20 protein-coding genes and 2 tRNA genes are annotated in these 25,747 nt (G+C 73.4%); 18 read left to right on the forward strand and 4 right to left on the reverse strand.

Going from position 1 to position 25,747, the window contains the following annotated elements; all coding sequences use genetic code 11:
• Window positions 1–96: 96 nt before the first annotated feature.
• On the reverse strand, window positions 97–390 hold the full coding sequence (locus ABIC30_RS25070) for a helix-turn-helix domain-containing protein (protein ID WP_020096444.1): 294 nt from the start codon (window positions 388–390) through the stop codon (window positions 97–99).
• Window positions 391–993: 603 nt separating this feature from the next.
• Between ABIC30_RS25070 and ABIC30_RS25075 the strand changes: the two genes are divergently transcribed.
• From ABIC30_RS25075 to ABIC30_RS25085, 3 genes are all read left to right on the forward strand, one after another.
• Window positions 994–1,060: transfer RNA gene (locus ABIC30_RS25075), tRNA-OTHER, on the forward strand.
• Window positions 1,061–1,192: transfer RNA gene (locus ABIC30_RS25080), tRNA-OTHER, on the forward strand. It begins immediately after the preceding tRNA gene.
• A 224-nt stretch (window positions 1,193–1,416) separates the two neighbouring features.
• The gene (locus ABIC30_RS25085; RefSeq protein WP_020096443.1) at window positions 1,417–3,021 is read left to right on the forward strand and encodes a TROVE domain-containing protein; all 1,605 of its coding nucleotides are present in this window, start codon (window positions 1,417–1,419) and stop codon (window positions 3,019–3,021) included.
• A gap of 34 nt (window positions 3,022–3,055) precedes the next feature.
• Here ABIC30_RS25085 and ABIC30_RS25090 read toward each other — a convergent pair whose 3' ends face one another.
• A complete protein-coding gene (locus ABIC30_RS25090) occupies window positions 3,056–6,505 on the reverse strand; it encodes a hypothetical protein (protein ID WP_502915867.1) in 3,450 nt (1,149 codons plus the stop codon).
• Between the two features lie 183 nt (window positions 6,506–6,688).
• Here ABIC30_RS25090 and ABIC30_RS25095 point away from each other — a divergent pair, with 183 nt between their 5' ends.
• The 6 genes from ABIC30_RS25095 (at window position 6,689) to ABIC30_RS25120 (ending at window position 12,698) form a co-directional block, all read left to right on the forward strand.
• Window positions 6,689–7,156, forward strand: coding sequence for a peroxiredoxin (locus tag ABIC30_RS25095; RefSeq protein WP_012318789.1), 468 nt, complete (start codon window positions 6,689–6,691; stop codon window positions 7,154–7,156).
• A 100-nt stretch (window positions 7,157–7,256) separates the two neighbouring features.
• Entirely contained in the window at window positions 7,257–8,486 is a 1,230-nt protein-coding gene (locus ABIC30_RS25100; protein ID WP_354456217.1) for a M23 family metallopeptidase, read from the forward strand.
• Between the two features lie 172 nt (window positions 8,487–8,658).
• On the forward strand, window positions 8,659–9,222 hold the full coding sequence (locus tag ABIC30_RS25105) for a Uma2 family endonuclease (protein WP_020096439.1): 564 nt from the start codon (window positions 8,659–8,661) through the stop codon (window positions 9,220–9,222).
• Window positions 9,223–9,269: 47 nt separating this feature from the next.
• On the forward strand, window positions 9,270–9,611 hold the full coding sequence (locus ABIC30_RS25110) for a hypothetical protein (protein WP_020096438.1): 342 nt from the start codon (window positions 9,270–9,272) through the stop codon (window positions 9,609–9,611).
• A 120-nt stretch (window positions 9,612–9,731) separates the two neighbouring features.
• Window positions 9,732–10,589 carry a DUF1206 domain-containing protein gene (locus ABIC30_RS25115; protein ID WP_354456218.1) on the forward strand — a complete coding sequence of 286 codons (858 nt, stop codon included), beginning with the start codon at window positions 9,732–9,734 and terminating at the stop codon, window positions 10,587–10,589.
• Between the two features lie 123 nt (window positions 10,590–10,712).
• Window positions 10,713–12,698, forward strand: a complete 1,986-nt coding sequence (locus ABIC30_RS25120; protein ID WP_020096436.1) for an SDR family NAD(P)-dependent oxidoreductase — start codon at window positions 10,713–10,715, stop codon at window positions 12,696–12,698.
• 43 nt (window positions 12,699–12,741) lie between these two features.
• Here ABIC30_RS25120 and ABIC30_RS25125 read toward each other — a convergent pair whose 3' ends face one another.
• A complete protein-coding gene (locus ABIC30_RS25125; protein WP_020096435.1) occupies window positions 12,742–13,767 on the reverse strand; it encodes a cyclase family protein in 1,026 nt (341 codons plus the stop codon).
• A 325-nt stretch (window positions 13,768–14,092) separates the two neighbouring features.
• Between ABIC30_RS25125 and ABIC30_RS25130 the strand changes: the two genes are divergently transcribed.
• From ABIC30_RS25130 to ABIC30_RS25170, 9 genes are all read left to right on the forward strand, one after another.
• Complete coding sequence (locus ABIC30_RS25130) at window positions 14,093–15,352, forward strand: ABC transporter substrate-binding protein (protein ID WP_091926034.1); 1,260 nt, start codon at window positions 14,093–14,095, stop codon at window positions 15,350–15,352.
• Between the two features lie 18 nt (window positions 15,353–15,370).
• Complete coding sequence (locus ABIC30_RS25135) at window positions 15,371–16,246, forward strand: branched-chain amino acid ABC transporter permease (RefSeq protein WP_020095281.1); 876 nt, start codon at window positions 15,371–15,373, stop codon at window positions 16,244–16,246.
• A gap of 205 nt (window positions 16,247–16,451) precedes the next feature.
• Entirely contained in the window at window positions 16,452–17,372 is a 921-nt protein-coding gene (locus ABIC30_RS25140) for a branched-chain amino acid ABC transporter permease (protein ID WP_020095280.1), read from the forward strand.
• Window positions 17,369–18,874 (forward strand): ATP-binding cassette domain-containing protein, encoded by a 1,506-nt coding sequence (locus ABIC30_RS25145; RefSeq protein ID WP_020095279.1) that lies wholly within the window; start codon window positions 17,369–17,371, stop codon window positions 18,872–18,874. Before ABIC30_RS25140 ends, ABIC30_RS25145 begins: the two co-directional genes overlap by 4 nt.
• 297 nt (window positions 18,875–19,171) lie before the next feature.
• Entirely contained in the window at window positions 19,172–20,413 is a 1,242-nt protein-coding gene (locus ABIC30_RS25150; RefSeq protein ID WP_020095278.1) for an acyl-CoA dehydrogenase family protein, read from the forward strand.
• Entirely contained in the window at window positions 20,410–21,468 is a 1,059-nt protein-coding gene (locus ABIC30_RS25155) for a phosphotransferase family protein (RefSeq protein WP_020095277.1), read from the forward strand. The genes ABIC30_RS25150 and ABIC30_RS25155 overlap by 4 nt, the downstream gene beginning before the upstream one ends.
• A 2-nt stretch (window positions 21,469–21,470) precedes the next feature.
• The gene (locus ABIC30_RS25160; protein ID WP_020095276.1) at window positions 21,471–22,247 is read left to right on the forward strand and encodes an SDR family NAD(P)-dependent oxidoreductase; all 777 of its coding nucleotides are present in this window, start codon (window positions 21,471–21,473) and stop codon (window positions 22,245–22,247) included.
• Between the two features lie 148 nt (window positions 22,248–22,395).
• The gene (locus ABIC30_RS25165) at window positions 22,396–23,166 is read left to right on the forward strand and encodes an SDR family NAD(P)-dependent oxidoreductase (protein WP_020095275.1); all 771 of its coding nucleotides are present in this window, start codon (window positions 22,396–22,398) and stop codon (window positions 23,164–23,166) included.
• Complete coding sequence (locus ABIC30_RS25170; RefSeq protein WP_020095274.1) at window positions 23,163–24,935, forward strand: class I adenylate-forming enzyme family protein; 1,773 nt, start codon at window positions 23,163–23,165, stop codon at window positions 24,933–24,935. Before ABIC30_RS25165 ends, ABIC30_RS25170 begins: the two co-directional genes overlap by 4 nt.
• Here ABIC30_RS25170 and ABIC30_RS25175 read toward each other — a convergent pair.
• Window positions 24,902–25,516 (reverse strand): hypothetical protein, encoded by a 615-nt coding sequence (locus ABIC30_RS25175; protein WP_026605263.1) that lies wholly within the window; start codon window positions 25,514–25,516, stop codon window positions 24,902–24,904. The two genes, ABIC30_RS25170 and ABIC30_RS25175, sit on opposite strands and share 34 nt — an antisense overlap.
• Window positions 25,517–25,747 lie beyond the last annotated feature (231 nt).

Below are 25,747 nucleotides of genomic sequence, written 5' to 3' on the forward strand. Positions count from 1 at the left end.
GCGGCTACGAGGAGGGCAACCACGGCGAGGCCGCCCACTACGTCATCGAGAAGGCCTTCGTCGAGAAATAGCGCACCCGCGCAGGCCGGTTCGGCTTCAGCCCGGTGCGGTCCGCCGTGCCGGGCTTTTCTGTGCCGGTGCGTCTCCGGACCCGGTCGCGGGGGCGGGGCGCAGGATCGCCCCGTAGCCCTCCTGCGCGTCGCCGACGAAGCGGATGCCCGCCCCTTCGAGGACCGTGCGGATCGCCGCGAGGGTCCGGCTGCGGGGCTGGACCTGCTCGCTCTCGATCATGTTCAGGGTGACGACGGAGACCGCGGCGCGGCTCGCGAGAACCCCTTGCGTCCACTTGAGAAGTCCGCGGCCGGCGCGGATCTGAGCGGCAGTGATCATGGGCCGGAGATCGCCCGAACTGAAAGAATTTTCAAGTTTTCGGTTGACGCAGGCCGAGCGCGACCGTATCCACCGCGCCATCGGCCTGCCGGGCCGGTGATCTGAAGTGACCGCACGCTCCTCGTATCCGCGGCCCGCGCGCCGCGGCGGACGAGTCCGGTTCCCTTCGCAACGGTCGCCGCTGGCAGCCCATCGCAGTTCACCGGCGCGGGCCGGAGACGCTCGGTTATCCCTGTCACGGATCCCCCCGAGCCTCATCGACACGCCCGCGTCACCCGAAGCCCCGTTCGGACGGAGCATGGCATGAAACAGCACGACGGCATCGACGTCGCGGCGTTCGCCCGTTCCGGGCTGATGCGACCGTTACGGTCGTATCGCGGGGCTCTCGGCCCGAGAGGCTGAGCGCGTCTCGAGGACCCTGCGGGCCGGCAGGGGACGGTTATCATCGGTAGAGCGCCGCGGGCTTGTCCCGCGGAGGTTGCGGGTTCGATCCCCGTCGGGGGCCGCGAGGTCGCCGGAGCTCATGCCCGTCTCCGACACCACGACCGCAGGGCCCCGCGAGACGACCGGGGCGCCGACCGTGCGCGGATCCCGGCCGACAATGCGGGCCGGAGAGGAACGGTTATCTTCACCGAAGGGAGGTCGCGGGTTCGAATCCCGCCGGGCCGCGAGGCCCGTAGCTCAGACCGGATAGAGCGCCCGGACACCGTTCCTCACCCCACGCCCGCATCGCCCGGACGCGGGCCGGAAGACGAAGGTTATCGGGATCCGAGGGGTGCGGGTGCGAGTCCCGCCGGGTCGTCAGGCCCGTAGCTCAAGCAGAGCATCGGATAAGCCCCTCGTCGCCGCCACGCCCGCGCCCGGCCGGACGGAACCCCGCCACCGACCATACGAGAGACCGGCCGCGCGCGAGCGGCGGTGGACGACGCGCCGCGGCCGCGTCCCCGCCCGACCGCGCGCGCCGGGACGCGCCACCGGCCGGCGATCGGCCGCGATGGAGAGAGGAGAGACCGAGAGGAGCCCGCCATGACGAAGCTCGCACAGATGTTCCGGCTCCGCGCCACCCCGCAGACGGAGCCGATCCCCGGCACGGTGCCGAACGCCGCCGGAGGCCACGCCTTCGCGGTCGGCGACTGGGCGCGGCTCGACCGCTTCCTGGTGCTCGGCTCCGAGGGCGGCTCGTACTACGCGAGCCCGCGCGCCCTGACCGCCGAGAACGCGGCGGCGGTGCAGCGGTGCATCGCGCAGGACGGCGCCCGCGCGGTCGCCGCCATCGTGGCGGTGAGCGAGGGCGGCCGGGCTCCGAAGCCGGATCCGGCGATCTTCGCCCTGGCGCTGGCCGCCGCGTCGGCGGACCTCGCGACCCGGCGCGCGGCGCTCGCGGCCCTGCCGCGGGTCTGCCGCACCGGCACGCACCTGTTCCAGTTCGCCGCCTCCGTCGAGGCGATGCGCGGCTGGGGCCGGGGCCTGCGCCGGGCGGTCGGTGACTGGTACTGCGCCAAGCCCGTGGAGGCCCTGGCCTTCCAGGCGGTGAAGTACCGGACCCGCCAGGGCTGGTCGCACCGCGACCTCCTGCGGCTGGCCCATCCGGAGACGGAGGAGCCCGCCCGGAAGGCGCTGTTCGACTGGATCTGCCGCGGCACCGTGACCGAGGCCGCCCCCGGGCTCGTCCACGCCTTCGCGCGGGTGCAGGCGGAGGGCCTCGACGGGGCGGTGGCCGCCGCCCTGGTGCGCTCGCACGGCCTGCCGTGGGAGGCGCTGCCGACCGGGCTGATGGGCAGCCGCGCGGTGAACGAGGCCCTGATCGAGCGGATGCCGGTCGGCGCCCTCGTGCGCCAGCTCGGCCGCCTGACGGCCGCGGGGGTGCTCGCGCCCTTCTCGGAGGGCACCGAGCACGTCCGGGCGGTCCTGTCGGACCGGGAGCGGATCCTCCGGGCGCGCCTGCACCCGATGGCGCTGCTGCTGGCCCTCAAGACCTACGCCTCCGGGCACGGTCAGCGGGGCAAGCTCGCCTGGGAGCCGGTGGCGGCGATCGTCGAGGCGCTGAACGCCGCGTTCTACACGGCGTTCGGCGCGGTCGAGCCCACGGGCCGGCGCCTCGTGCTGGCGCTGGACGTCTCGGGCTCGATGGGCGCCAGCACGGTCGCGGGCTCGACGCTCACGGCCCGGGAGGCGGCCGCCGCGATGGCGCTCGTCACCGCGGCGACCGAGGAGCACTGGCAGGTGCTGGGCTTCACCGCCGAGGCCGGCCGGGCCTGGAGCCAGGGGGCCGCGATGACGCCGCTGCCGATCGGGCCGTCGACGCGGCTCGATCAGGCGGTGCGGGCGACCGCCGACCTGCCGTTCGGCGCCACCGACTGCTCCCTGCCGATGCGCTGGGCGCTGGAGCGGGGCGTCAAGGCCGACGCGTTCGTGGTCTACACGGACTCGGAGACCTGGGCGGGGCCGGTCCACCCGGTCCAGGCGCTGCGGGCGTACCGGGAGAAGACCGGGATCCCGGCGAAGCTGGTGGTCGTTGGGCTGGTCTCCAACGGCTTCAGCATCGCCGACCCGGAGGATCCCGGCATGCTCGACGTGGTCGGCTTCGACACCGCGGCTCCGGCCGTGATCGCGGATTTCATCCGCGCGTGAGACAGGGGCGGGCGGCTCTTCCGGGCCGCCCGCCCTATTGCTGCGGGACGCCCGGCATCCCGTCCGCGAAGGGGCCGCCGCCGGCGCTGAACAGCTTGCGCAGGAAGCCCGGGGCGATCGCCGAGAGCGGGTTCACGCTCACGTCCGGCGAGGCGAGCTTGCCGGAGACGCGGAAATTGACCGCGAACAGGCCCTCGTTGTGGCCGCCGCCCAGCAGCGGCCCGAGCAGCGGCAGCTGCGAGGCCACGTTGTTCAGGCCGTAGAGCGGCACGAAGGTGCCGGTCATGTCGGTGCGCTCGCGGCCGGTATCGAGCCAGCCCGACAGGGTGAAACCCATGGCGGCGTTCGAGATCGCCGCGTCGGTGAAGTCGACGCGGGTGCCGGTGCGCACGAAATTGGCGCGCATGCGGTCGAAGGTGACGTCGCCCGCGCCCCGGCCCGGGGCGACCCGTCGGCCGCGGGCCGTCTCCGCGTCGGACGGCTCCGGGCCCTGCGCCATGATGCTCGACAGCGCGGGCTCGTTGCGCAGGATGAAGTCGCGGATCTGCACGACGCCGGATTGCGGGCCGTCGTTGAGGCCGATCCCGGCCGTGAGCCGGCCGCCATACATCCGCCGGTACACGTCGACGAACCGCAGCGTCGCGCCGGCATCGGCCGATTCCACCGACAGGGTCGGCACGCCGCGCTCGCCGCGGGTCACCGTGGCGGCGAAGGGGGCCGCGCGGAAGCGCCCGGTGATGTTGGCGGCCCGCAGGGTCTTCCCGTGCAGGGAGAGCTTCAGGTTGGCGCCGGTCAGCGCCTCCTCGTTGAAGCCGGTGACGATGGGCACCTGGATGTCGGCGTCGATATCCTTCGGATTCGCGTCCCGCGCCTCTCGGCCTCCCTTCGGGTCGGGGGCGCCCAGCGATTTCAGGAACGGCCGGGCGTCGGCCACCGCGCCCCGGACCACGACCTTGTAGCCGCCGCCGGTCCGGTCGAGGCTCACGCGCAGGTCGTCGCCGGGGGAGAGCTTGACGCTGGTCAGGTCCGCCCGCTCCAGGCCGCCCTCCTGGGTGATCGAGACGGTGCCGCGCGCGCTCGCCGGGGCCGCGTCGAGGGCGAAGTCGCGCAGGTCGAAGGTCTGGCCGCTGTCGACGAGGGTGAAGGTGAGCCGTCCCGGTTTGCCCGGGGGCTTGGTCAGCCCCGGGACCAGCCCGTCGATCCCGGCCTTCGCCAGATCCGCCTCGACCCGGATCGGCGGCTTGCCGGATCCCGGCCGGCCGATCTGCACCACCGCGCGGACCGGGATGGTGCCGGTGAGCTGCGGCGCGGTCGGCAGGCCCTTGCGGCTGCGGACTGCCTCGTCGAGCGACACGTTGACCACCGCCTCGCCGGGCTGCCCGACCTTCGGCTGCCGCAGGTCGACCGACATGGGCGCGCCCGCGACCCGGCCGTCGCCCTTCAGCGTGAAGGCGCCCCGGTCGTAGACGAGGTTGAACCGGCCCGATTCGAGCCGGTCCCGGCCCATCACCTTGTCGACCGAGAGGTCGGCCAGCGAGCCGGTCAGCGTCACCGGCAGGTCCGGCAGGTCGGGGATGTGCTTGAGGTCGAGGGGGAAGTCGACGCGCAGGTCGGCGCTGCCCTTGATCGTGGCGGGGTCGAGGTCGACGCTCATCACGCTCTTGAACAGCTTGGCCTGGAGCACGGAGGCCATGCCGTCGGCGCCGCCGGAGAGCCGCATCCCGATCTGGGCCACGACCCGGTCCGGGGTGATCTGCGGGATGACGAAGCTGCCGTCCGAGATGGCGAGCCCGCGCCCGTCCGGCCCGTGGACCTCGGCGGTCACGTTGCGCACCGTGGTCGAGCGCCCGGTGATCACGCCGACGACGTTGCCCTTGGTCACCGGTGGGGAATCGGCGGTGACGTCGATGGCCGCGTCCGAGACGTGGAAATCGATGTGGACCGCGTCGTCGGGGGCGGGGTCGCCCCGGGTGGCGGCCGCCAGGACCGCCCCGGACATCTTCACCTTGATGTCGACGGAATCGACCCGGCCGCGCCGGAGCTGGTCCACCAGGTAGGTGCGGGCCGGCGGCGCGATGTGCTCCGGCCAGAGCCGCAGCCCGGTACGGACCTCGCCGTCGTGGCCGGCGAGGTGCAGGGTCAGGCCGCCGTCGTCGGCGCTGGTGCCGATCGTCCCGGTGATGGCGCCCTTCACGCCGGGCCCCGACAGGGTCAGCGCGTCGATGGAGATCCCGCCGTCGCGGCCGGAGAGCTGCGCGTCCAGGGCGTCGATCTTCACCGGCGCGTCCTGCGGGGTCGCCCCGCGTAAGGTGGCGTCGCGGCTCGCCAGCGTCGCGGTCCAGCTCGTGCTCGCCCCCGCGGGGCTGCCCGTCCACGTCCCCGCGAGGTGCACGGCGTTGCCGGCCCCGCGATAGTCCAGGCCGGTCAGCGACATCACGCGGTTGGCCTCGTCCCAGTCCAGGGAGGCGTCGAGGCTCTCGACCGTGACCGGGTTGAAGTCCTTCTCCTCGATCAGGAACGTGCCGTCGCCGGTGTGGAGCTTGGCGTTCATGGTCCGGATGCGGCCGGCCGTCAGGCTCACGTCGGCGCGGGCCGAGACCTTCAGGTCCGTGGTCAGCGGCAGGCCGGACTGGCCCGAGAGCAACAGGAGATCCGTGACCGGCAGGTCGTCGAGGGTGATGACGCCCGAGCGCTCCTGCCCGTCCGCGCCGTCGCGCAGCGTGCCGCCGAAGCGCCACTCGCCGTGCGGCCCGTCGAGCCGCAATTCGAAGTTCCGGGTGCCGTTGACCGGGTCGCGCCCGAACAGGCCGTTGACCCGCGCGAAGACCGCGCGCTCGCGGCCGTCCTCGTCGATCAGCCGCAGCCGCGCGTCGGTGACGCGCGCGCGGTCGAGGGCGCCGACCACGCCGCCCGGATCGAGGACGACCCCGAAGATCGACGCGATCGCGGCCGAGAGCGGCGAGACGGTGCCGCGCACCCCGTCCACGCTCGGCGGCGTGTGCGGCGCGACGTCGACCGGGTGGTTGGCCTCCGAGGCCGCGAAGGCGATGGAGCCGTCCCGGTGCAGCAGCGCGGTGGTCTGCGTCTCGCGGAACTCGATCGAGCGCGGCTGCAGGTTGAGCCGCAGGAGCCCCCAGGGGTCGAGGCTGACGAGCGCCAGGGGGGCGCGCACCACGAGGTCGCCCTGCGGGTTGCGAATGTCGAGGCCGGAGAAGCGCAGGCTGAGCGCGTTCTCGCGGTCGAGCTCGAGGCTGCTGCCGCGCAGCCCGATGCTCCAGCCGGGCCCGATCCTCTCGGCCACGGCGGCGGCGACGCGGCGCGACAGGCCGTCGATCTGGAGCGGCCCGTTCGACAGGCGCAGGGCCACGAGGCCGACACCGGCGCAGACGAGCAGCACCAGCGCGAGGGCGCTCACGAGGCAGACGCCGCCGACGCGTCGCGCCTTCCCCCGAGGCCTGCATGCCGGCGTTGTCTCGTCCGCCATCGGGACCTTTGTTCCGGGGTCTCTGCGCGCGGCGCCCTCGGGCTCCGCGGCCGGTGGATCGAAGCGCACCCGCGCTTTACAGCGGCCGCGACTCCGGGCTTGGCTCGGACGTGCGCGGTGCCATCGCTCGAGCCCGCGCACGAGATCGGTTGCACATCATCAATCGGCCGAAAGGAAGGCACGATGCCGCTGTCAGAGGGGGATCCCGCCCCCGATTTCGACCTTCCCGCCTCGGGCGGAGGGCGTGTCGGACTGTCCGCGCTCCGCGGTCACAAAGTCGTGCTCTACTTCTACCCGAAGGACGACACGAGCGGATGCACGCTGGAGGCGCAGGACTTCAACGGCCTGCTGCCGGCCTTCGCGGAAGCGGACGCCAAGGTCGTCGGCCTGTCGCCGGACCCGGTGAAGAGCCACGACAAGTTCTGCGGCAAGTACGGGCTGACCTTCCCGCTCGCCGCCGACGAGGACAAGACCGTGCTCGAGGCCTACGGCGTCTGGGTCGAGAAGAGCATGTACGGGCGCAAGTACATGGGCGTGGAGCGCACCACCGTCCTGGTCGACCGGGAAGGGCGCGTCGCCAGGATCTGGCCGAAGGTGAAGGTGCCCGGCCACGCCGAGGCCGTCCTGGCGGCCGCGCGCGCCCTGCCCTGACGTCCCCTTGACGTCCCCTTGACGTCCTCCTGACGCCCGGCGCGCGACGGATCCTTAACCCTACTGAGGTCTGAATGGCGGCTCCTCCGGTGCCGTCCCGATGCAGCTTCCGAAGTTCCCCGCGCGTCTCAGGCCGCACCGGCCAGCTCCCTGGCTCGCCGCCGGCCTCGCCCTGGCGGTGGCCTGGGCGCTCGGGGCCTCCTGCCTGATCGTGTTCCACGACGAGGTGCTCGCCGGGTTCGTGGCCCGGCAGGCCGCCCTGCGCGACGCCTACGAGGCGCGCATCGGCGAGCTCCAGGACCGCCTCGACCGCGACCGGAGCGACCGGGCGGGGAGCGAGGCGGGTCTGGCCGACCGGGTTGCGGCCGCCCTGGAGCGCCAGGCCGAGCTGGAGCGGCGCACGGCCGCCCTCGCAGACCTGGAGCGGCAGGCCCTACCCGAGCCGTCCACGACCGGCGCCCTGCCCGGGCGGCCCGGCGCTGCGCCCGGTGGGAGCTACGACGATCTCTTCCTGCGTCCGACTGAGGGTGCGGCTCCGGCGCCGCGCTCCGCCCGCGATCCCCTGCCCCGCCGCGGCGCGCGCGAGGCCGAGACCGGCCTGATCCGGCTGGAGGCCCGGCTCGACGGCCTGCAGGCGGCCCAGGGCGAGCGCCTCGCCGGGCTGGCCGCCCGGGCCGGGGACGCGGTGCGGCGGCTGCGCGGGCTGATCGGCCGCACCGGTCTCGACCCCGACCGCCTCGATCCCGACCGCACCGGCGCGGCCGCGCCGGCCGCCGGGCTGGGCGGACCGTTCGTGCCCCTCGACGGCCGCGCCCTGGACGGAACCGGCTTCGCGGAGGGCCTCGCCCTGGCCCGGCGCGCGCTCGACGACGGCGAGCGCCTGTGCCGGCTCGCCGCCACCCTGCCCCTGGCCCGCCCGATCCGGGGAGGCGCGACCGTGTCGAGCCCGTTCGGCACGCGCCTCGACCCCTTCACCCGCGGCCTCGCCCTCCATACCGGGCTGGACCTGAAGGCGGAGTACGGCGAGCCCGCCCGCGCCACCGCGCCGGGCCGGGTGATCGCCGCCGAGGCCGCTGGCGGCTACGGCAACATGGTCGAGATCGACCACGGCCACGGCGTCACCACGCGGTTCGGCCACCTCGCTCGCATCACGGTCCGCCCCGGGCAGCGCGTGGCCGCGGGCGATGCGGTCGGCGCTGTCGGCTCGACGGGGCGCTCCACCGGGGCGCATCTCCACTACGAGACCCGCATCGACGGCGAGCCGGTGGATCCGCAGCGCTTCCTGGAGGCCGGCGCCACCGTCGCGGCGGCCGGACCCGGCGCCGACTGAGTCCGTCGCTGCGCCGTTCGCCCTGTGCCGGTCGCCCTGTGCCGGCCTCCGAGTCCCCGAGGGAGGCCGGCTTGGCATTGGCCGTGACGTCCACGCGGGGATGGCCTTCCGGGCCGGACCTGTTGCGGGCGGCCGGCCCGGTGCTACGATCCGGCCGAGGTGGGGATCGGCGATGGCTCTGGCCGCGAAGCGCGACGCGCGGATGGATGTGTCCGAGTTCAGGCTCTGGGTGGAGGGCCGGCCCGCGCACGAGCGCTGGGAGCTGCTCGACGGCGAGCCCGTGCTCATGGCGCCGCCGCGGGAGCGGCATCAGGCAATCGTCGCGAACCTGATCCGCCGAATCGGCGACTTCGCGGATGCCAAGGGCTGCCGCGCCATGCCGGGGCTGGCGATCCTCAGCGCCGCGATGGACGATTTCGCCCCGATCCCCGACGTGGTGGTGCGGTGCGGGCCGCCGCTGCCGGAGGGCTACGCGACCGACCCGCTCCTCGTCGCCGAGGTGCTCTCGCCCTCGAGCATGAGTCTCGACCGCGGCCGGAAGATCGACTTCTACCGGACGGTGCCGAGCCTCGCCGTGCTCCTGATCGTCTATTCCGACGAGGCGCGGGTCGAGGTCTGGCGACGCGCGGGCGACGACTGGAGCGTCGCGGCCCTCGGGCTCGACGGCACCGTGTCGCTGCCGGAGCTCGACGGCGCCGTGCCGGTGCGCGACCTCTACCGCGGTCTCGCCTTCTGAGCGGCCGCACCCCACCTGATCGAACGGCGAAGCATCAAGGCACCGACTTGCCCCATTTCGAAGATTTCTACGCGGCCAAGCTGCGCGGCTCCCTCGGCGTGACCGACGCCGAGTCGGTGCTCGACCTGCGCGGCACCAACCGGGCGACCGCCGAGGCCTCGCTCAAGGACATGCTGGAGCGCAGCCGCTTCGCCAAGGGCAAGACCGTGGCGATCCGGCTCGATCCGCCCCCGGAGGGCGGCGGCGAGACCCTGTTCCAGCCGGCCGGGCGCCTGCTCCTCGACGCGAAGCGCCGCGGCCTGATCGAGCGCCTGCAGACCCTGCCGGCCCAGGACGGGCTCGGCTTCTACGTGGCGCTCACCGGCCGCGCCGACCGGACGCCCATGTAGGGCGGCCACGGAGGTTGTGCCGGCAACGGATCGGGTGCGCGCCGCCGGGCGTTGAACGCTCCCGCTCCACAGGATGCCGCCCGTGCCCGACACCCGATTCCCCGAAGCCGGGTCCCGCCGATGAGGACCCTTCCCGGCGGCCGCAACGCGATCGAGCGCATCGCCCGCTTCGGCTACGGCGCCCGCGGCGTGGTCTACATCGTGGTCGGCGCCCTGGCCCTGCTGGCGGCCCTGGGGCATGGCGGCCGGGCCGGCGACAGCAAGGACGCGCTCCGCGCCGTCATGGCCGGGCCGTTCGGCGCGGCCGTCGTCGGCCTGATCGCCCTCGGCCTCGCCGGCTTCGCCCTCTGGCGCCTCGTCGAGGGCATCACCGATGCCGACCGGCGGGGCACTTCCGCCAAGGGCCTCGCGGTGCGCGGTGCCCACCTGATCAGCGCCGGGCTCTATCTCGGGCTCGCCGCCAGCGCGGCCTCGCTCAGCCTCGGCCTGGGCATGAGCGGCGGCGACGGCGTGCATGACGGCACCGCGTGGCTCCTGAGCAAGCCCTTCGGCCGCTGGCTCGTGGCCCTCGTCGGCCTCGCGGTCGTCGGCGGCGGGTTCGGCTTCCTCGGCAAGGCGTGGCGCGGGGACGTCACCGACCGGCTCGCCCTCGACGCCCGGGCCCGGGCCCGGGACCGCTGGGCCGGCCCGATCGGCCGCTTCGGCTACGCGGCGCGGGGCCTCGCCTTCCTGATCATCGGCGGGTTCCTCGTGGCCGCCGCGTGGCACCAGCGCTCCTCGGATGCCAAGGGTCTGGCCGAGGCCTTCGCGCTGCTGCGCGCACAACCCTACGGCTGGATCCTCCTCGGGCTCGTGGCGGCCGGCCACGCCGCCTTCGGGGCCTTCGGGCTGATCCAGGCCCGCTACCGGCTCATCGACGCCCCCGACATCGACCGGGTGGACGACGCGGCCGGTGCGGCGGCCCGGGCGCTGGGCTGAGGCCGGCGCCGCCTCCGGCCCCGGCTCCGGCCCCGGCTCCGGCCCCGGCTCCGGCCCTGGGCGGGCCGCGTTGACAGGGCCGGTGCCGCGGCGGATACCCCGCGGCATCCCATCCGGCTCCCGATGCAGCAGCGCCTCTACAAGACCGCGGTGATGGTGACCCACGACCTCGCGGCGACCGCTGCCGCCGTGGTGCTCACCTTCCTGTTCCGCTTCCAGGGCGGCATGCTGGCCGAGCGTCTGCACGCCCTGCCCCTGCTGCTGCCGCCGTTCCTCGTCCTCGCCGGCCTCGTCTACGGCCGCTTCCGGCTCTACCGGACCAAGTGGCGCTTCGCCTCGTTGCAGGACCTCGCCGGCATCGTCCGGGCGGCCAGCGTCCTGGCCCTGGCGCTCCTGGTGATCGACTGGGTGCTGGTCTCGTCCGACCTCTACGGATTCTACTTCTTCGGCAAGATCGCGATCCTGCTCTACTGGGTGCTGCAGATCTTCTTCCTGGGCGGCACGCGCCTGGCGTTCCGCTACCTGAAAGACACCCGCTCCCGGCAGTCGAGCGCGCGGGCCGCCACCGTCCCGACCCTGCTCCTCGGGCGCGGCGCCGACATGGACGTGCTGATCCGCGCCATCGAGGCGGGCTCGGTGCGGAAGCTCGCGCCGCGGGGCATCCTGTCGCCCCGAGCGGACGAGCGCGGCCAGTTCATGCGCGGCGTGCCGGTGCTCGGCGGCTTCCCGGATCTCGAGCGCGTGGTCGCCGACCTCGCCGCCCGCGGCGAGCCGGTGCGGCGGCTCGTGGCCGCCCCGAGCGCCCTCGTGCCGGAGGCGGCGCCGGACGACCTGATCGCCCGCGCCCGGCGCCTCGGCCTGCCCCTCGCTCGGGTCGTCGGCCTCGGTGAGGGCGTGCAGGGTCCGGAACTGGCGCCGCTGGAGATCGAGGACCTGCTGCTGCGGCCGACCGTCGCCATCGACCGGCCGCGTCTGGAGGCGTTCCTCGCCGGCCGCCGGGTCGTGGTGACCGGCGGCGGCGGGTCGATCGGCTCGGAGATCTGCCTGCGGGCCGTGGCCTTCGGGGCCGCCGCCGTGCTGGTGCTCGAATCCTCCGAGCCGGCGCTCCACGGCATCCTCAGCCACCCCGCGATCCTGGCCGCCGAGACCGCCGTGACGGGGGTGCTGGCCGATATCCGCGACCGTGAGCGGACGCACGCGGTGATCGCGGCGTTCCGGCCCGACTACGTGCTCCACGCCGCCGCGCTGAAGCAGGTGCCCTACCTGGAGCGGGACTGGCAGGAGGGCATCAAGACCAACGTGTTCGGCTCGATCAACGTCGCCGAGGCGGCGGTGGCGGCGGGCGCGCGGGCGCTCGTGATGATCTCCACCGACAAGGCGATCGAGCCGGTCTCGCAGCTCGGGGTCACGAAGCGCTTCGCCGAGATGGTCGCCCAGGCCCTCGACGCCGCGCAGTCGGCGCGGCCGGACCACCCGACCCGGCTGATCGCCGTGCGGTTCGGCAACGTGCTGGGCTCCGTGGGCTCGGTCGTGCCGGTCTTCAAGGCGCAGATCGCCCGGGGCGGCCCGGTCACCGTCACCCACCCGGACATGGTCCGCTACTTCATGACCGTGCGCGAGGCCTGCGACCTCGTGCTGACGGCCGCCTCCCACGCCGACGGCGAGGCCCGGGCGGGCGCGGAGCGCGCCGCGGTCTACGTGCTCAAGATGGGGCAGCCGGTGCGGATCGCCGACCTCGCCGAGCGGATGATCCGGCTGGCCGGCTTCGAGCCCGGCACCGAGATCGAGATCGCCTATACCGGCGCCCGGCCCGGCGAGCGGCTCAACGAGATCCTGTTCGCCCGCGAGGAGCCCCGGATCGCCCTGCCGGGCATCGACGGGGTGATGGCGGCGCGGCCGGTCTTCGCCGATCGGGACCGGCTCGACGCCTGGGTGGCGCGGCTGCGCGACGCCGTGGCGGCCGGCGACCGGGCGGCCGCCGAGGCCGTGTTCGAGGCGGCCATCCCGCATTTCCGGGAGCGCGCCGTCCTCCGCCCCGGGCCGCCCCAGGACGCCGCGGAGCCGGTCGGCGACCCGCCGCGCGCCGCCGCACCCGCCGCCCTCGGCTGATCCGGGCGACCCCGGGAGCGCGCCGCGGGGCCGTTCCCGATCGTCACACCGTGGCGATCGGCGTCGTCGGCGAGCCGACGGCGCCGGGCAGGCGCAGCGGCGGGGCGGTGAGCAGGAAGCGGCTGCGGCCGCGGGCCCGCAGCCAGTCGGCCAGCGGCGTCAGGTGCCACAACTCGCCGAGATTGACCCCGAGCTTGAACAGGCAGTGCTCGTGGAGCGGCAGCGTCGCGCAGCAGGCGGGGCCGGGGCCAGCCGGGTAGGCCTCCACCGCGTAGTTGTCGGCGATCAGCGCGCAGAGCCCGGTGCGGGTGATCCAGTCGAGGAGGCGCGGGTCGCGCCCGTCGAGGCCGGCGCAGAGGGTGTGGACGAGCTTCGGGTCCGGCGCGCCGCCCATGGCGATCAGCCGCTCGGCGAAGCCCGTGTGCAGGCAGACCATGTCGCCCGGCTCCACCACGACGCCGTCGGCCTCCAGGATCCGGGCGAGCTCGTCGTAGCCGACGCGTGTCCTGGCGTCGCCGAGATGGGCGCGCAGGTCGATCATCACGGCGCGGCCCTGCATGCCGGTCTCGGCGAGGCGCTCGATCCCGAGGCGCTTCGCCCGGGACGGCTCATCCGCCGCCTCCGGTGCGCTCGGCCCGACGATGTCGCGGCCGCCGCGGAAGCCGTTGTAAAAGGTCGGCGCGGCGCCCGCCCCGTCCGCGTCGAACAGCGAGCCGACATGGGCGAGCGAGTCCCACTGCGTCGAGTATTGCAGGTGGATCAGCGCGCGGTCGTCGCAGATCACGTCGGTGGCGCCGTCGACCTCCTCGCAGACCGGGAAGTTCATGTTCGGCCGGCCGTTGGCGCGGCGCGTCGGGGTGATCTGCGGCGGGTGACGGCGCGGGTTCAGGACGTTGCCGCCCGGCAGGTCCAGCGGCAGGCTGAGGCAGAAGGTGACTCCTTCGCGCACCTCGGCAATGCCCTGCAGCACCTTCTCGGGGGTGAGCAGGTTCAGGCGCCCCAGCTCGTCGTCGGGGCCGAAATCCCCCCAGGTCGAGCCCTCGGGCCGCCGCGTCCAGCGCAGGGTCATGCCTGTGGTTCCCCTGCCCGTGCCGGCCGCGGAGCGGGCCGCTTCCCGAGGCTCCGGGGCCGCGGTCCGGGGCGAACCCCGGCCGCGGCCGAGCGTGCGTTCCTCACCGGACCGTGCCCTTCTTCGAGGCCGCCGGGCCCGCGCTTCGCAGGGCCGCGGCGAGCCTAGGATGCGGCGGCGCGCGGCGATACCCCGGGCGGAAAACGACTCGGTGCAAACGTCACCGGCCGGTCCCGACCGGCCCCTTGTGATCCGTCGGAGCGCGGGTACAGTCCGGGCCAAGCCCGCGAATATAAAATTCGGGCACTGGGATGAGGGAACGCCGATGTCCGAGACCGTGCGCGCCGCCGCCCGGGTTGCCCCGATTCGGCGCACGCTGCCCGCGCTGATCGCCGCGGGGCTGGTCGCCGCCGGGCCCGTCCGGGCCGCGGACCCGATCAAGATCGGGGTGATCGCCGAGGCGCAGTCGGTGGCCGGGGCCTCGATCCCGCAGGCCGTCCAGCTCGCCGCCGACGAGATCAATGCCAAGGGCGGCGTCGACGGGCGCCAGATCCAGGTCGTCACCTACGACGACAAGTCCTCCGCCTCCGACGCGGTCCGCGCCTTTCAGCGGGCGGTCTCCGAGGACAAGGTCAACCTCGTCATCGCCAGCTACATCTCGGAGGTCGTGCTGGCGCTGATGCCCTGGGCGGCCCGGCTCAAGACGCCGATGATCACGCCCGGCGCGGCCTCGAACGAGATCAGCGTCGCGGTCCACAAGGACTACGCGCGCAACAAGTACACCTTCCACGGCTACCTGACCTCGCACGCCCTGGCGCAGGCGGTGTGCGACTCGGCCAAGGAGGTGCTGGTCGAGAAGCTCAAGGCCAAGACCGCCGCGATCATGAGCGAGGACGCGGCCTGGACCCGCCCGCTCGACGCCGCCTACCAGGAATGCCTGCCGAAATCCGGGCTGAAGGTGGTCGAGCACGTCCGCTTCTCCCCGGACACGGGCGACTTCACGCCGATCTACAACAAGATCGAGGCGGCCAAGCCCGACCTGATCGTCACCGGCATCGCCCATGTCGGCGTGCAGCCGACCGTGCAGTGGCAGAACCAGCAGGTGCCGATCGCCATGACGGGGATCAGCGGCCAGGCGACCTCCTCGACCTTCTGGGCCAACACCAACGGCGGCACGCAGGGCGTGCTGTTCGACAGCGTGGCGGTGCCGGGCGTGGCGCTCACCGAGAAGACGATCCCGTTCGCCGAGGCCTTCACCAAGCGCTTCGGCGGCGCGCCGTCCTACGCGGGCTACATGGCGTACGACGCCACGCACTACGCGGCGGAGGCGGTCAAGCGGGCGGGCTCCACGGAGGCCGACAAGCTCGTCGACGCCCTGGAGAAGACCGACTACGTCGGCACCGTCGGGCGCCTGAAATTCTACGGCAAGGACGAGCCGTTCACGCACTCGATCCAGTACGGGCCCGGCCTGATGACCAGCGTCCTCGGGCAGTGGCAGAACGGCAAGCAGGTGGCGATCTGGCCGGCCACCACCGCCAACGGGACCATGATCCTGCCCCCTGCGGTGAAGGCGGCGGGACGGTAACCGGGCGGGGAGAGCGCGATGATCGGCCTCCAGATCCTCGTCGACGGTTTCGCGATCTCGTCCCTCTACGCGCTCGGCGCGATGGGCTTCACCCTGATCTTCGGGGTCTCGGGCGTCCTCAACCTGACCCACGGCGCCCTGATGGTCATGGCCGCGGTGGCGGCCTGGGCGGCCTCGGCGCTGTTCGGGCTCGGCTCCTACGCGGGCGCGGTGATCGGCATCCTGTGCGGGCTCGCGGGCGCGCTGGTCACCTACTTCGCGGTGGTCGCGCCGATCGAGCGCAGCCGGGCCATCCCGCGGGAGGAGAAGGAGATCTTCGTGCTCACGGGGACGCTGCTCTGGGGGATCATGATCCAGGAGCTGGTAGCCTACTTCTTCACCGACAACCCGAAGACCGTGCTGCCGATCGTCGAGGGCGTCTTCGAGATCGCCGGGGTGCGGACGCCGAGGAACCAGGTCTTCACCGCGGTGATCTGCTGGGTGGTGATCGGCCTGCTCTGGCTGTTCGTGAATCGGGCACGGGCCGGCAAGGTCCTGCTCGCCGCCTCCATGAACCCGCGGGGCGTCACGCTGCTCGGCCACGACATGGGCAAGATCTACGTGGCGGTCTGGGCGATCTACGGCCTGCTCGCCGGCACCGCCGGGGTGCTGCTCGGGATGTTCCTCGGGGTGTCGTCGTATTCGGTGGGGCCGCTCACCGCGAGCGCCTTCTCGATCGTGGTGCTGGGGGGCCTCGGGAGCGTCACCGGCTCGCTGATCGCCGCCTACGTGGTGGGCTACCTCGAGACCGCCACCGCCTACCTGATCTCGCCGGCCTACCGGGTGATCCCGGCGCTGCTCCTGCTGGTCGCCGTCATGTACCTGCGCCCGCAAGGTCTGCTGGGGCGGCGGTGATGGTTCTTTTTATACCCCGGGTGTCCAGCCCGCGCCCTCATCCTGAGGTGCGGCGAAGCCGCCTCGAAGGAGCCCTCCAGCCGGCCGCGCGATCTCTGGAGGCCTCCTTCGAGGCCGCTGGCGCGGCACCTCAGGATGAGGGGCGTGGGTGGGAAAGGCCTCTGCGCCGAACGAGCCGGATCGCTGCCGTGTGCGAGGCCACCCCATGAAGCTCCTCACCACCCCCGGCTTCTGGATCGCGATCCTCGCCGTCCTGGCCGCCGCCACCCTGCCCTGGTGGGTCTCCGGCTACATCCTCGGCCTCCTGACCATCGCCTACTATTTCGGCGTGTTCTCCATGGCCTGGGACCTGCTCTTCGGCTTCGCCGGCGAGGTGAATTTCGGACCGACCTTCCTGATCGGCCTCGGGGCCTACGGCGCCGGCATCCTCAACAACCGCTACGAATTGCCGATCCCCTACTGCCTCGCGGCCGGGACCGTGCTCGCCGTGGTCGGCGGCCTCGCCCTGGCGCTGCCGGCGCTGAAGGTCCGCGGTCCCTATTTCGGGCTGATCACCCTGGTGGCGGTCCTGCTCCTGCAGAACATGATCGTGGTCTTCTCCGGCCTCACCGGCGGCGAGATCGGCCTGACCGTGCCGGATGTCATCTCCATCGACGCCGACACCAATTACTGGCTGGCGCTGGGCTTCATGGCGGTCTCGGGCCTGATCCTCACGGCCATCGCCCGCTCGCCCGCGGGGCTGATCCTCCAGGCCGCCGGCCAGGACCCGGTGGTGACCGGGGCGCTCGGCTTCAACGTCGCCAAGCACAAGCTCGCGGCCTTCGCGGTCAGCGCCGCCTTCTCGGGCCTCGCGGGCGGGCTGGTGGTCTTCTACATGGGCACCGCCTCGGTCGGTACGCTGATCAACACGTCGGTGGGCGTGCAGGTGATCATCGCGGCGGTGCTCGGCGGCCGCCGCACCATCGTGGGCGCGGCGCTCGGCGCGGTGTTCCTGATCGCGGCGGGCGAGCTGCTGCGGCCGCTCGGCGGCCTCTCGACCTTCGTGGTCTCGGCGGTGGCGCTCCTCGTGATCCTGTTCGTGCCCTCGGGGCTGCTCGGCCTCGGATCGCTCCGGAGAGCCCGATGACCGTCGCCGTCGCGCCCCCGCCGGCCGTGTCGCCCGTCCTGGCCGAGCCCTGCCTCACCGTGCGCGGCCTGACCAAGCGCTACGGCGGCCTCGTCGCCGTCAAGAACATCGACCTCGACCTGCGCCCGGGCGAGATCCTCGGGCTGATCGGCCCCAACGGCTCGGGCAAGTCCACCGTGATGAAGCTGATCATGGGGCTGGAGCGGCCGAGCGCCGGCTCGATCCGCCTCGACGGCACGGAGATCGGCGGCATGCCGGCCCACCGGGTGGCGCGCTCCGGGATCGGCCTCGTGTTCCAGCACGCGCGGCCGCTCCAGCGGCAGACCGTGCTGGAGAATATCAGCCTCGCGCTCCTGCCCGACAGCCTGATCCGGCTGGCGGCCGACCCCCACGTGGCGCGGCGCGCGAGGGAGATCGCCGAGCGCGTCGGCCTCGGCGCGGTCGTCGACCGGCGCCCCGGCACCCTGCCCTTCGCGGATCTCCGCCGGCTGGAGCTCGCCAAGGCCATCGCCCGCGACCCCCGGGTGGTGCTGGTCGACGAGCCCTTCGCGGGCCTGACCGGCGGCGAGGTCGCGGCCTTCTCCGAGCTAATCCGCGGCTTCCGCGACGAGGGCAAGGCCGTGCTCCTCGTCGACCACAACGTGAAGAGCGTCGCGGCCATCGTCGACCGGGTCTTCGCCATGTATCTCGGCGAGCGCATCGCCGAGGGCTCGGCCGAGTCGGTGATGGCCGACCCGACCGTGCGCCGGGTCTATCTCGGCGGCAGCATCGAGACGGCGGCCCGGCCCGAGGCGGCGTTCAAGCCCGACTCGCTGCTCACCGTCGAGGGCGTCGACGTGCTCTACGGCAAGGCGCAGGCCCTGCGCGCCGCCTCGATCCACGTCCACGAGGGCGAGTTCGTCTCGGTGGTCGGCCTGAACGGCGCCGGCAAGACCACGCTGTTCAACGCCATCTCGGGCCTCGTGCCGCACACGGGCACGATCCGGTTCGACGGCCGGGACCTCTCCCGGATGAAGCCCGCCGCCATCGCCCGGGCCGGCATCGTCCAGGTGCCCGAGACCCGGGAGCTGTTCGGCGATCTCAGCGTGCGCGAGAATCTCGACCTCGGCGGCCAGCATTTCCCGAAGGCCGAGAGCGCCAGGCAGCGCGACTGGCTCTACGAGCTGTTCCCGATCCTCAAGGACCGCGAGGCGCAGAGCGCCCGCACCCTGTCGGGCGGCGAGCAGCAGATGCTGACCATCGCCCGGGCGCTGATGATGCGCCCCCGCCTCCTGATCCTCGACGAGCCGACGCTCGGCCTCGCCCCGGTGATCCTGGAGCTGCTGTCGAAGGCGCTGGAGAAGCTGCGGCAGACCACGCCGATCACGGTCCTGCTCGGCGAGCAGAACGTCACCTTCGCGCTCCCGCACGCCGACCGGGTCTACGTGCTGGAGCAGGCGCGGATCGTCTGGGAGGGACCGCCGCAGCGTTTCGCCAGCGAGATGGGATCGGCCTATCTGTGAGCGGCGGCGTGATGTGGGTCGATCGAGCGCCACGTTCGATTCGGGTCGGAGCGCGGGTCCCCTCTCCCGTGCGGGAGAGGGACAGGGTGAGGGATCAGGTCTGTCCAGAGAGGGCTCGACCTGACTGCGCGACAAGGGCGGGCTCGATCCTGTGGCTTCTCGTCCCTCACCCCAACCCTCTCCCGCACGGGAGAGGGGGCGCGTCGCGCCGTGGGTGAAGGCAATGGGAAGGCGGGCAGCCCGCGCACGCAAGCTCGGTGCGCTCGCCCGGCAGAGAAACCCTAGGGAGCGGACACCGTGGACTTCACCCTCTCCCAGTCCCAGACCCACTGGCTGACCCGCGTCCGCGCCTTCATCGCCGACGCGATCCTGCCGGCCGCCGCCGCGGTGTCGGCCGAGCGCGCCGCGAGCCGCGAACCCTCTCCCACGATGGAGCGGCTGAAGGAGAGGGCCCGGGCCGAGGGCCTGTGGAACCTGTTCCTGCCGCCCTCCGCCGAGCACGACACCGACGCCTATCGCGGCGCCGGCCTGACCAACCTCGACTACGCGCTGTGCGCCGAAGAGATGGGCCGGGTCGGGATCGCCTCGGAGGTGTTCAACTGCGCGGCGCCCGACACCGGCAACATGGAGGTGCTGCACCGCTACGGCACCGCGGCCCAGAAGGACCGGTGGCTGAAGCCCCTGATGGCGGGTGAGATCCGCTCGGCCTTCCTGATGACCGAGCCGGAGGTCGCCTCCTCGGACGCCACCAACATCAGCACGTCGATCCGCCGCGACGGCGACCACTACGTCGTCGACGGCCGCAAATGGTGGTCGACCGGCGTCGGCGACCCGCGCTGCAAGATCGCGATCCTGATGGGCAAGACCGACCCGGAGGCCCCCCGCCACCGGCAGCAATCGCAGATCCTCGTTCCCATGGACACGCCCGGGGTCCGGGTGGAGCGCCTGCTCCCGGTCTTCGGCTACGAGGACGCGCCCAAGGGCCACGGCGAGGTGGTGTTGGAAAACGTCCGCGTCCCGGCCGGGAACCTGATCCTCGGCGAGGGGCGCGGCTTCGAGATCGCGCAAGGTAGGCTCGGGCCAGGCCGCATCCACCACTGCATGCGCACCATCGGGGCGGCCGAGGTGGCGCTGGAGGCCATGGCGCGGCGGCTCGTGTCCCGGGTCGCCTTCGGCAAGCGGATCAGCGAGCAGTCGGTCTGGGAGCAGCGGGTCGCCGAGGCGCGGATCGACATCGAGATGACCCGCCTCCTCTGCCTGAAGGCCGCCGACATGATGGACAAGGTCGGCAACAAGGGCGCCAAGCTCGAGATCGCCATGATCAAGGTCGCGGCGCCGCGGGTGGCGCTCAAGGTGATCGACGACGCCATCCAGGCCCATGGCGGGGCCGGCGTCTCGGAGGATTTCGGGCTCGCGAAAATGTACGCCCATATCCGCACCCTGCGGCTCGCCGACGGGCCCGACGAGGTCCACAACCGGTCGATCGCCCGGCTGGAATTCGGGCGCTACACCAACAGAAGCGAGGCGGAGCGCGCATGAGCGACGCCGACATCTTCTCCGGCGTGAAGCCGATCGAGCCGCGCCACCGGATCGACGAGGCGCGGCTCGCCGCCTGGATGGAAGCGCATGTGCGCGGCTACGCCGGACCGCTCACCGTGCAGCAGTTCCGCGGTGGCCAGTCGAACCCGACCTACCGGCTCGACACGCCGGGCCAGGCCTACGTGGTGCGGCGCAAGCCCTTCGGCCCGCTCCTGCCCTCGGCCCACGCGGTGGAGCGCGAGTTCCGGGTGATCGGCGCCCTCTACGGCGAGGGGTTCCCGGTGCCGCGCCCCTTCGCGCTGTGCGAGGATCCCGACATCATCGGCGCGGCCTTCTACGTGATGGAGACGGTGGACGGCGCCGTGCACTGGGACGGGGCGTTGCCCGGCCTCGATCCCCACGCCCGCCACCGGCACTATGCCGGCATGATCGCGACGCTCGCCCGGCTCCACGCCATCGACCCGGAGGCTGCGGGGCTCTCCGATTACGGCCGGCCCGGCAACTACTTCGCCCGGCAGGTCGACCGCTGGACCCGCCAGTACCGCGCCGCCGAGGACGGGCGCCTGGAGGATGTCGAGCGGCTGATCGCGTGGCTGCCCCGGACGGTGCCGGAGCAGCAGGGCGCCTGCGTGGTCCACGGCGACTATCGCCTCGACAACCTGATCTTCTCCCGCGACGGCGGCGTCAGCGCGGTGCTCGACTGGGAGCTGTCGACGCTCGGCGATCCGCTGGCCGATTTCAGCTACCTGCTGATGCAGTGGGAATTGCCCGCCGACGGGCGCAGCGGGCTCGGCGGCCTCGACCTGACGGCTCTGGGCATCCCCACCCGTGACGAGGCGGTGGCGCTCTACTGCCGGGCTGCGAACCGGAAAAACCTGCCCGACCTCGACTGGTACTTCGCCTACAACCTGTTCCGGCTGGTCGGCATCCTCCAGGGCGTGGCGGCCCGCGCCAAGGCCGGCAATGCCGCGAGCGAGCACGCCGCCGCCATGGCGGCGCGCGTGCCGAAGCTCGCCGAAGCGGCCTGGCGCTTCGCCGAGCGGGCGGGGGCCTGAAGATGGAGCTGTCCGGCCGCGTCGTCGCCGTCACCGGGGCCGCGAGGGGCATCGGCCGGGCGCTCGCGGTCGCGGCCAGGGCCCGGGGCGCGACGGTCGTGGCCCTCGACCGGGACGGGGAAGGGGCGGAGGCCGTGGCGGCGGAACTCGGCGGACGGGCCTTCGCGCTCGACGTCGGCGACGCCGAGGCGGTCAGTGCGGTCCTGGCGCGCATCGAGGCCGAGACCGGGTCGATCGCGCTCTACTGTTCCAACGCGGGCATCCTGGAGCGCGACCCCGATCCGGATCTGGCCACCTCCGCCGACCCGGAGAGCTGGGCGCGCGCCTTCGCGGTGAACGTGATGGGTCACGTCCACGCCGCGCGGGTGCTGGTCCCGCTCTGGCGCGCCCGCGGCGGCGGCGCGTTCCTCGGAACGGTCTCGGCGGCCGGGCTCTTGGGCCAGATCGGCAGCGCCACCTACGGGGCGACCAAGCACGCGGCGCTCGCCTTCCTGGAGCATCTCGCGATCGCCCATGCCGAGGACGGGATCCGGGTCGCGGCCCTGTGCCCGCAGGGCGTCGACACCGCCATGCTGGGGGAAGCCAGCGCCGCGTCGCGCGACGGCGTGCTGGCGCCGGAGGCCGTGGCCGAGGCCGCGTTCGACGGGCTGGCGGCGGGGCGCTTCCTGATCCTACCGCATCCGCAGGTGGCCGAGTACGCCCGCCGCCGGGCCGAGGACCCCGAGCGCTGGCTCACCGGCATGGCGCGACTGCGCCGCTCGATGCGGGTGGGGGCGTGAGGATGGGCGGCGTCCGGCGACAGCGTCCGCGGCCGGATGCGGCGCGGGTGCCCTCTCCCGCATGGGAGAGGGGGCGCGTCGCGACCTTCCTATCCTGTGGAACGAGGATCGAAGCCGTTCGCCGCTTCATCCAGCGCGGAGCCGTGCCATGTCGCTGTTCGATCTGACCGGCAAGACCGCCCTCATCACCGGCTCGTCGCGGGGCATCGGACGGGCGATCGCCCTGCGGATGGCCGAGCACGGCGCCCGGGTGGTGATCTCGTCGCGCAAGCGCGAGGCCTGCGAGGCGGTCGTGGCCGAGATCGAGGCCGCGCACGGCGCCGGCCGCGCCGTGGCGATTCCGGCCAGCATCTCGGTGAAGGAGGAGCTGGAAACTCTGGTCGCCGAGACCGAGAGCCGGCTCGGCCCGGTCGACGTGCTGGTCTGCAACGCCGCCAGCAATCCCTATTACGGGCCGCTCGCCGACATCTCCGACGCGCAGTTCCGAAAAATCCTCGAGAACAACGTCCTGTCGAACCACTGGCTGATCCAGATGGTCGCCCCCGGCATGGTGGCGCGGCGGGACGGCGCGATCGTGATCGTCTCCTCGATCGGGGCGCTCAAGGGCTCGCCGGTGATCGGCGCCTACAACGTCTCGAAGGCCGCCGACCTCCAGCTCGCCCGCAACTACGCGGTGGAGTACGGGCCCGCCAACGTGCGGGTGAACTGCCTCTGCCCGGGGCTGATCCGCACCGACTTCGCCCGGGCGCTGTGGGAGGATCCCGAGATGCTGGCCGCCACCACGGACGCCGCGCCCCTGCGCCGGATCGGCGAGCCCGACGAGATCGCCGGCGCGGCCGTGTTCCTGGCCTCGGCGGCCGGCCGGTTCGTGACCGGCCAGGCGCTCGTGATCGACGGCGGCGTGACCATCGCCCGATGAACCCCGATCCCCGCATCCCCGCCGGCTGGCCGGCCCTGCCCTTCCGCGAGGCCGAGGTGCGGCTCACCGCCTCAGGTGGGCCCTTCGCCATCGCCACGGTGCCGATCCGGGGTGTGCCGACCCGGATCTGGGAGAAGGCACCGCCGACGCTGGGCGACCTGTTCCGGATCGCGCGCGGCCACGGGGACAAGACCTTCGTGGTCTACCAGGACGAGCGCGTGACCTTCACGGGCTTCGCCCGCGCCGCCTCCGCCCTGGCGCGGGCTCTGGTCGAGGCCGGCGTGCGCAAGGGCGACCGGGTCGCCATCGCGCAGCGCAACCTGCCCGAATGGCCGGTGAGCTATTTCGGCGCGCTGCTCGCCGGCGCCATCGCCACGCCGCTCAACGCGTGGTGGACCGGGCCCGAACTCGCCTACGGCCTGCAGCATTCGGGGGCGCGGGTGCTGATCGCCGACGGCGAGCGCTTCGACCGGATCGCCCCGCACCTGCGCGAATACCCGGCCCTGGAGCGGGTCCTCACCACCCGGACCGCGCCGGACCCCCGGGCGACGCCGCTCACCGACATCGTCGGCCGGGTCCACGACTGGGGCGCCCTCCCCGACCTGCCCACGCCGGACGTCGCCCTCGACCCGGAGGACGACGCGACCCTGTTCTACACCTCCGGCACCACCGGCAAGCCGAAGGGCGCGGTCGGCACCCACCGGGCGGCCGCTACCACGGTGATGGCCTACCCCTACTCGGCGGCGCGCAGCGCCCTGCGCCGGGGCGAGGCGCCGCCGAAGCCCGACCCGGCCGCGCCGCAGCGGGCGGCGCTGCTGGTAATCCCGCTGTTCCACGTCACCGGCTGCCACGCGAGCCTGGGGGCGGCCCTCTACGGCGGCCACCGGCTGGTGATGATGCACCGCTGGGACGCCGCCGCGGCCCTCGACCTGATCGAGCGGGAGGGCTGCACCAGCGCGGGCGGCGTGCCGACCATCGCGTGGCAGCTCGCCAGCGCGGCCCGGGAGGCCGGCCGGCCGCTGCCGACCCTCGAGGGCGTCACCTACGGCGGCGCCCCGGCCGCCGGCGACCTCGTGCGGGCGCTGGGCGAGGCCCTGCCGCGGGTCGTCCCGGGCACCGGCTGGGGCATGACCGAGACCTCGGCGACCTTCACCCACCACCAGGGCGAGGATTACCTCGCCCACCCGGAATCCTGCGGACCGCCCCTGCCGGTCTGCGAGGTGCGGATCCTCGATCCCCTCGGGCAGGATCTGCCGCCGGGCAGCGTCGGCGAGCTGTGCGTGAAGGGCCCGAACGTGGTCCGCGGCTACTGGGACGACCCGGCCGCCACCGCGGAGGTCCTCTCCGAGGGCTGGCTGCGCACCGGCGACCTCGCCCGCGCCGACGAGGAGGGCTTCCTGACCATCGTCGACCGGATCAAGGACATGCTGATCCGCGGCGGCGAGAACATCTACTGCTGCGAGGTCGAGAACGCCCTCTACGCGCACCCGGACGTGATCGACGCCGTGGTGCTGCCGGTGCCCCACCCGACGCTGGGCGAGGAGCCGGGCGCCATCGTGGTGCTGGCCGAGGGCGCCGAGACCGACCCGGAGGCGATCCGCGCCTTCGCGGCCGAGCGGCTCGCGGCGTTCAAGGTGCCGGTGCGGATCGAGATCTGGGACGGGCTCCTGCCCCGCAATCCCGCCGGGAAGATCCTGCGGGCGCCCCTGCGGGCGGTGTTCGCGGCGGGCTCAGCTCAGAACGGCTCGCCCTCGTCGTCCGGGCGATAGACCCGCAGGGTCCGGCCGTCGGGGAACTGCACCGTCCGGCGGTGGACCACGACGTAGCCGGCGGCCTGGGCGCTGCTCAGGCGGTCGAGGCGGTCGTCGGTGTAGCCCTGGGTGTAGCCCTGGGCGTAACCCGGCTCGTAGCCGTAGCCCGGCCCGTAATTGTAGGCCCGGTAGCGGGCGTAGCCCTCCGGGGGCGGCGGCGCGGCGGCGACGGCCTGCGGGGCGGCCCGGACGGACCGGACCGGTGCCGCGGCGACGCGGGACCGGCGCGGCGCGGCGGCGATCCGCTTGGGCGCCACCGCCGCGCGGGCGGCCTTCCGCTCCGGCGCGCGCCGTACCGCCACGGCCTTCCGCCGGGCGGTGGCCGGCCGGGTCTCGGTCGCGGCGGCCGGCGTCCCGGTTGGAGTCGCGGCGGACGGCGCCGGCGGGGCGGCCTTCGTGTCCGTGGCCGGCGCCTTCGGGGACCCGGCCTTGTGGGCCGGCGGATCCGTCCATGTCGTGGCGACGGATTCGGCGGAGGCGCCGCCGATCCCGAGGACCAGCATGAGGGCGGCGAGGCTCGTTCGCGCACCGTGCGGCATGGCGCCCTCCTGTCATCGCGGGGTTTCGGACAGATCCGCGGAGCAGCGCGACAATAGATCGAACCGCTGCGCAGGGGAATCGCGTCGCTGCATTTCCACCAGGATCGCCGAAACACGTTTAATACGGATGACGCTCGGCGCCGGACGCGGCCGGGCCGTCCGACGACCGGTCGCGGGGTACGGCGCGCGACGTGCCCCGCGACGTGCCCCGCGCCATCCCCCGCGACGTGC

It is taken from the genome of Methylobacterium sp. 1030 (assembly GCF_040544715.1).
Taxonomy (GTDB): Bacteria; Pseudomonadota; Alphaproteobacteria; order Rhizobiales; family Beijerinckiaceae; genus Methylobacterium.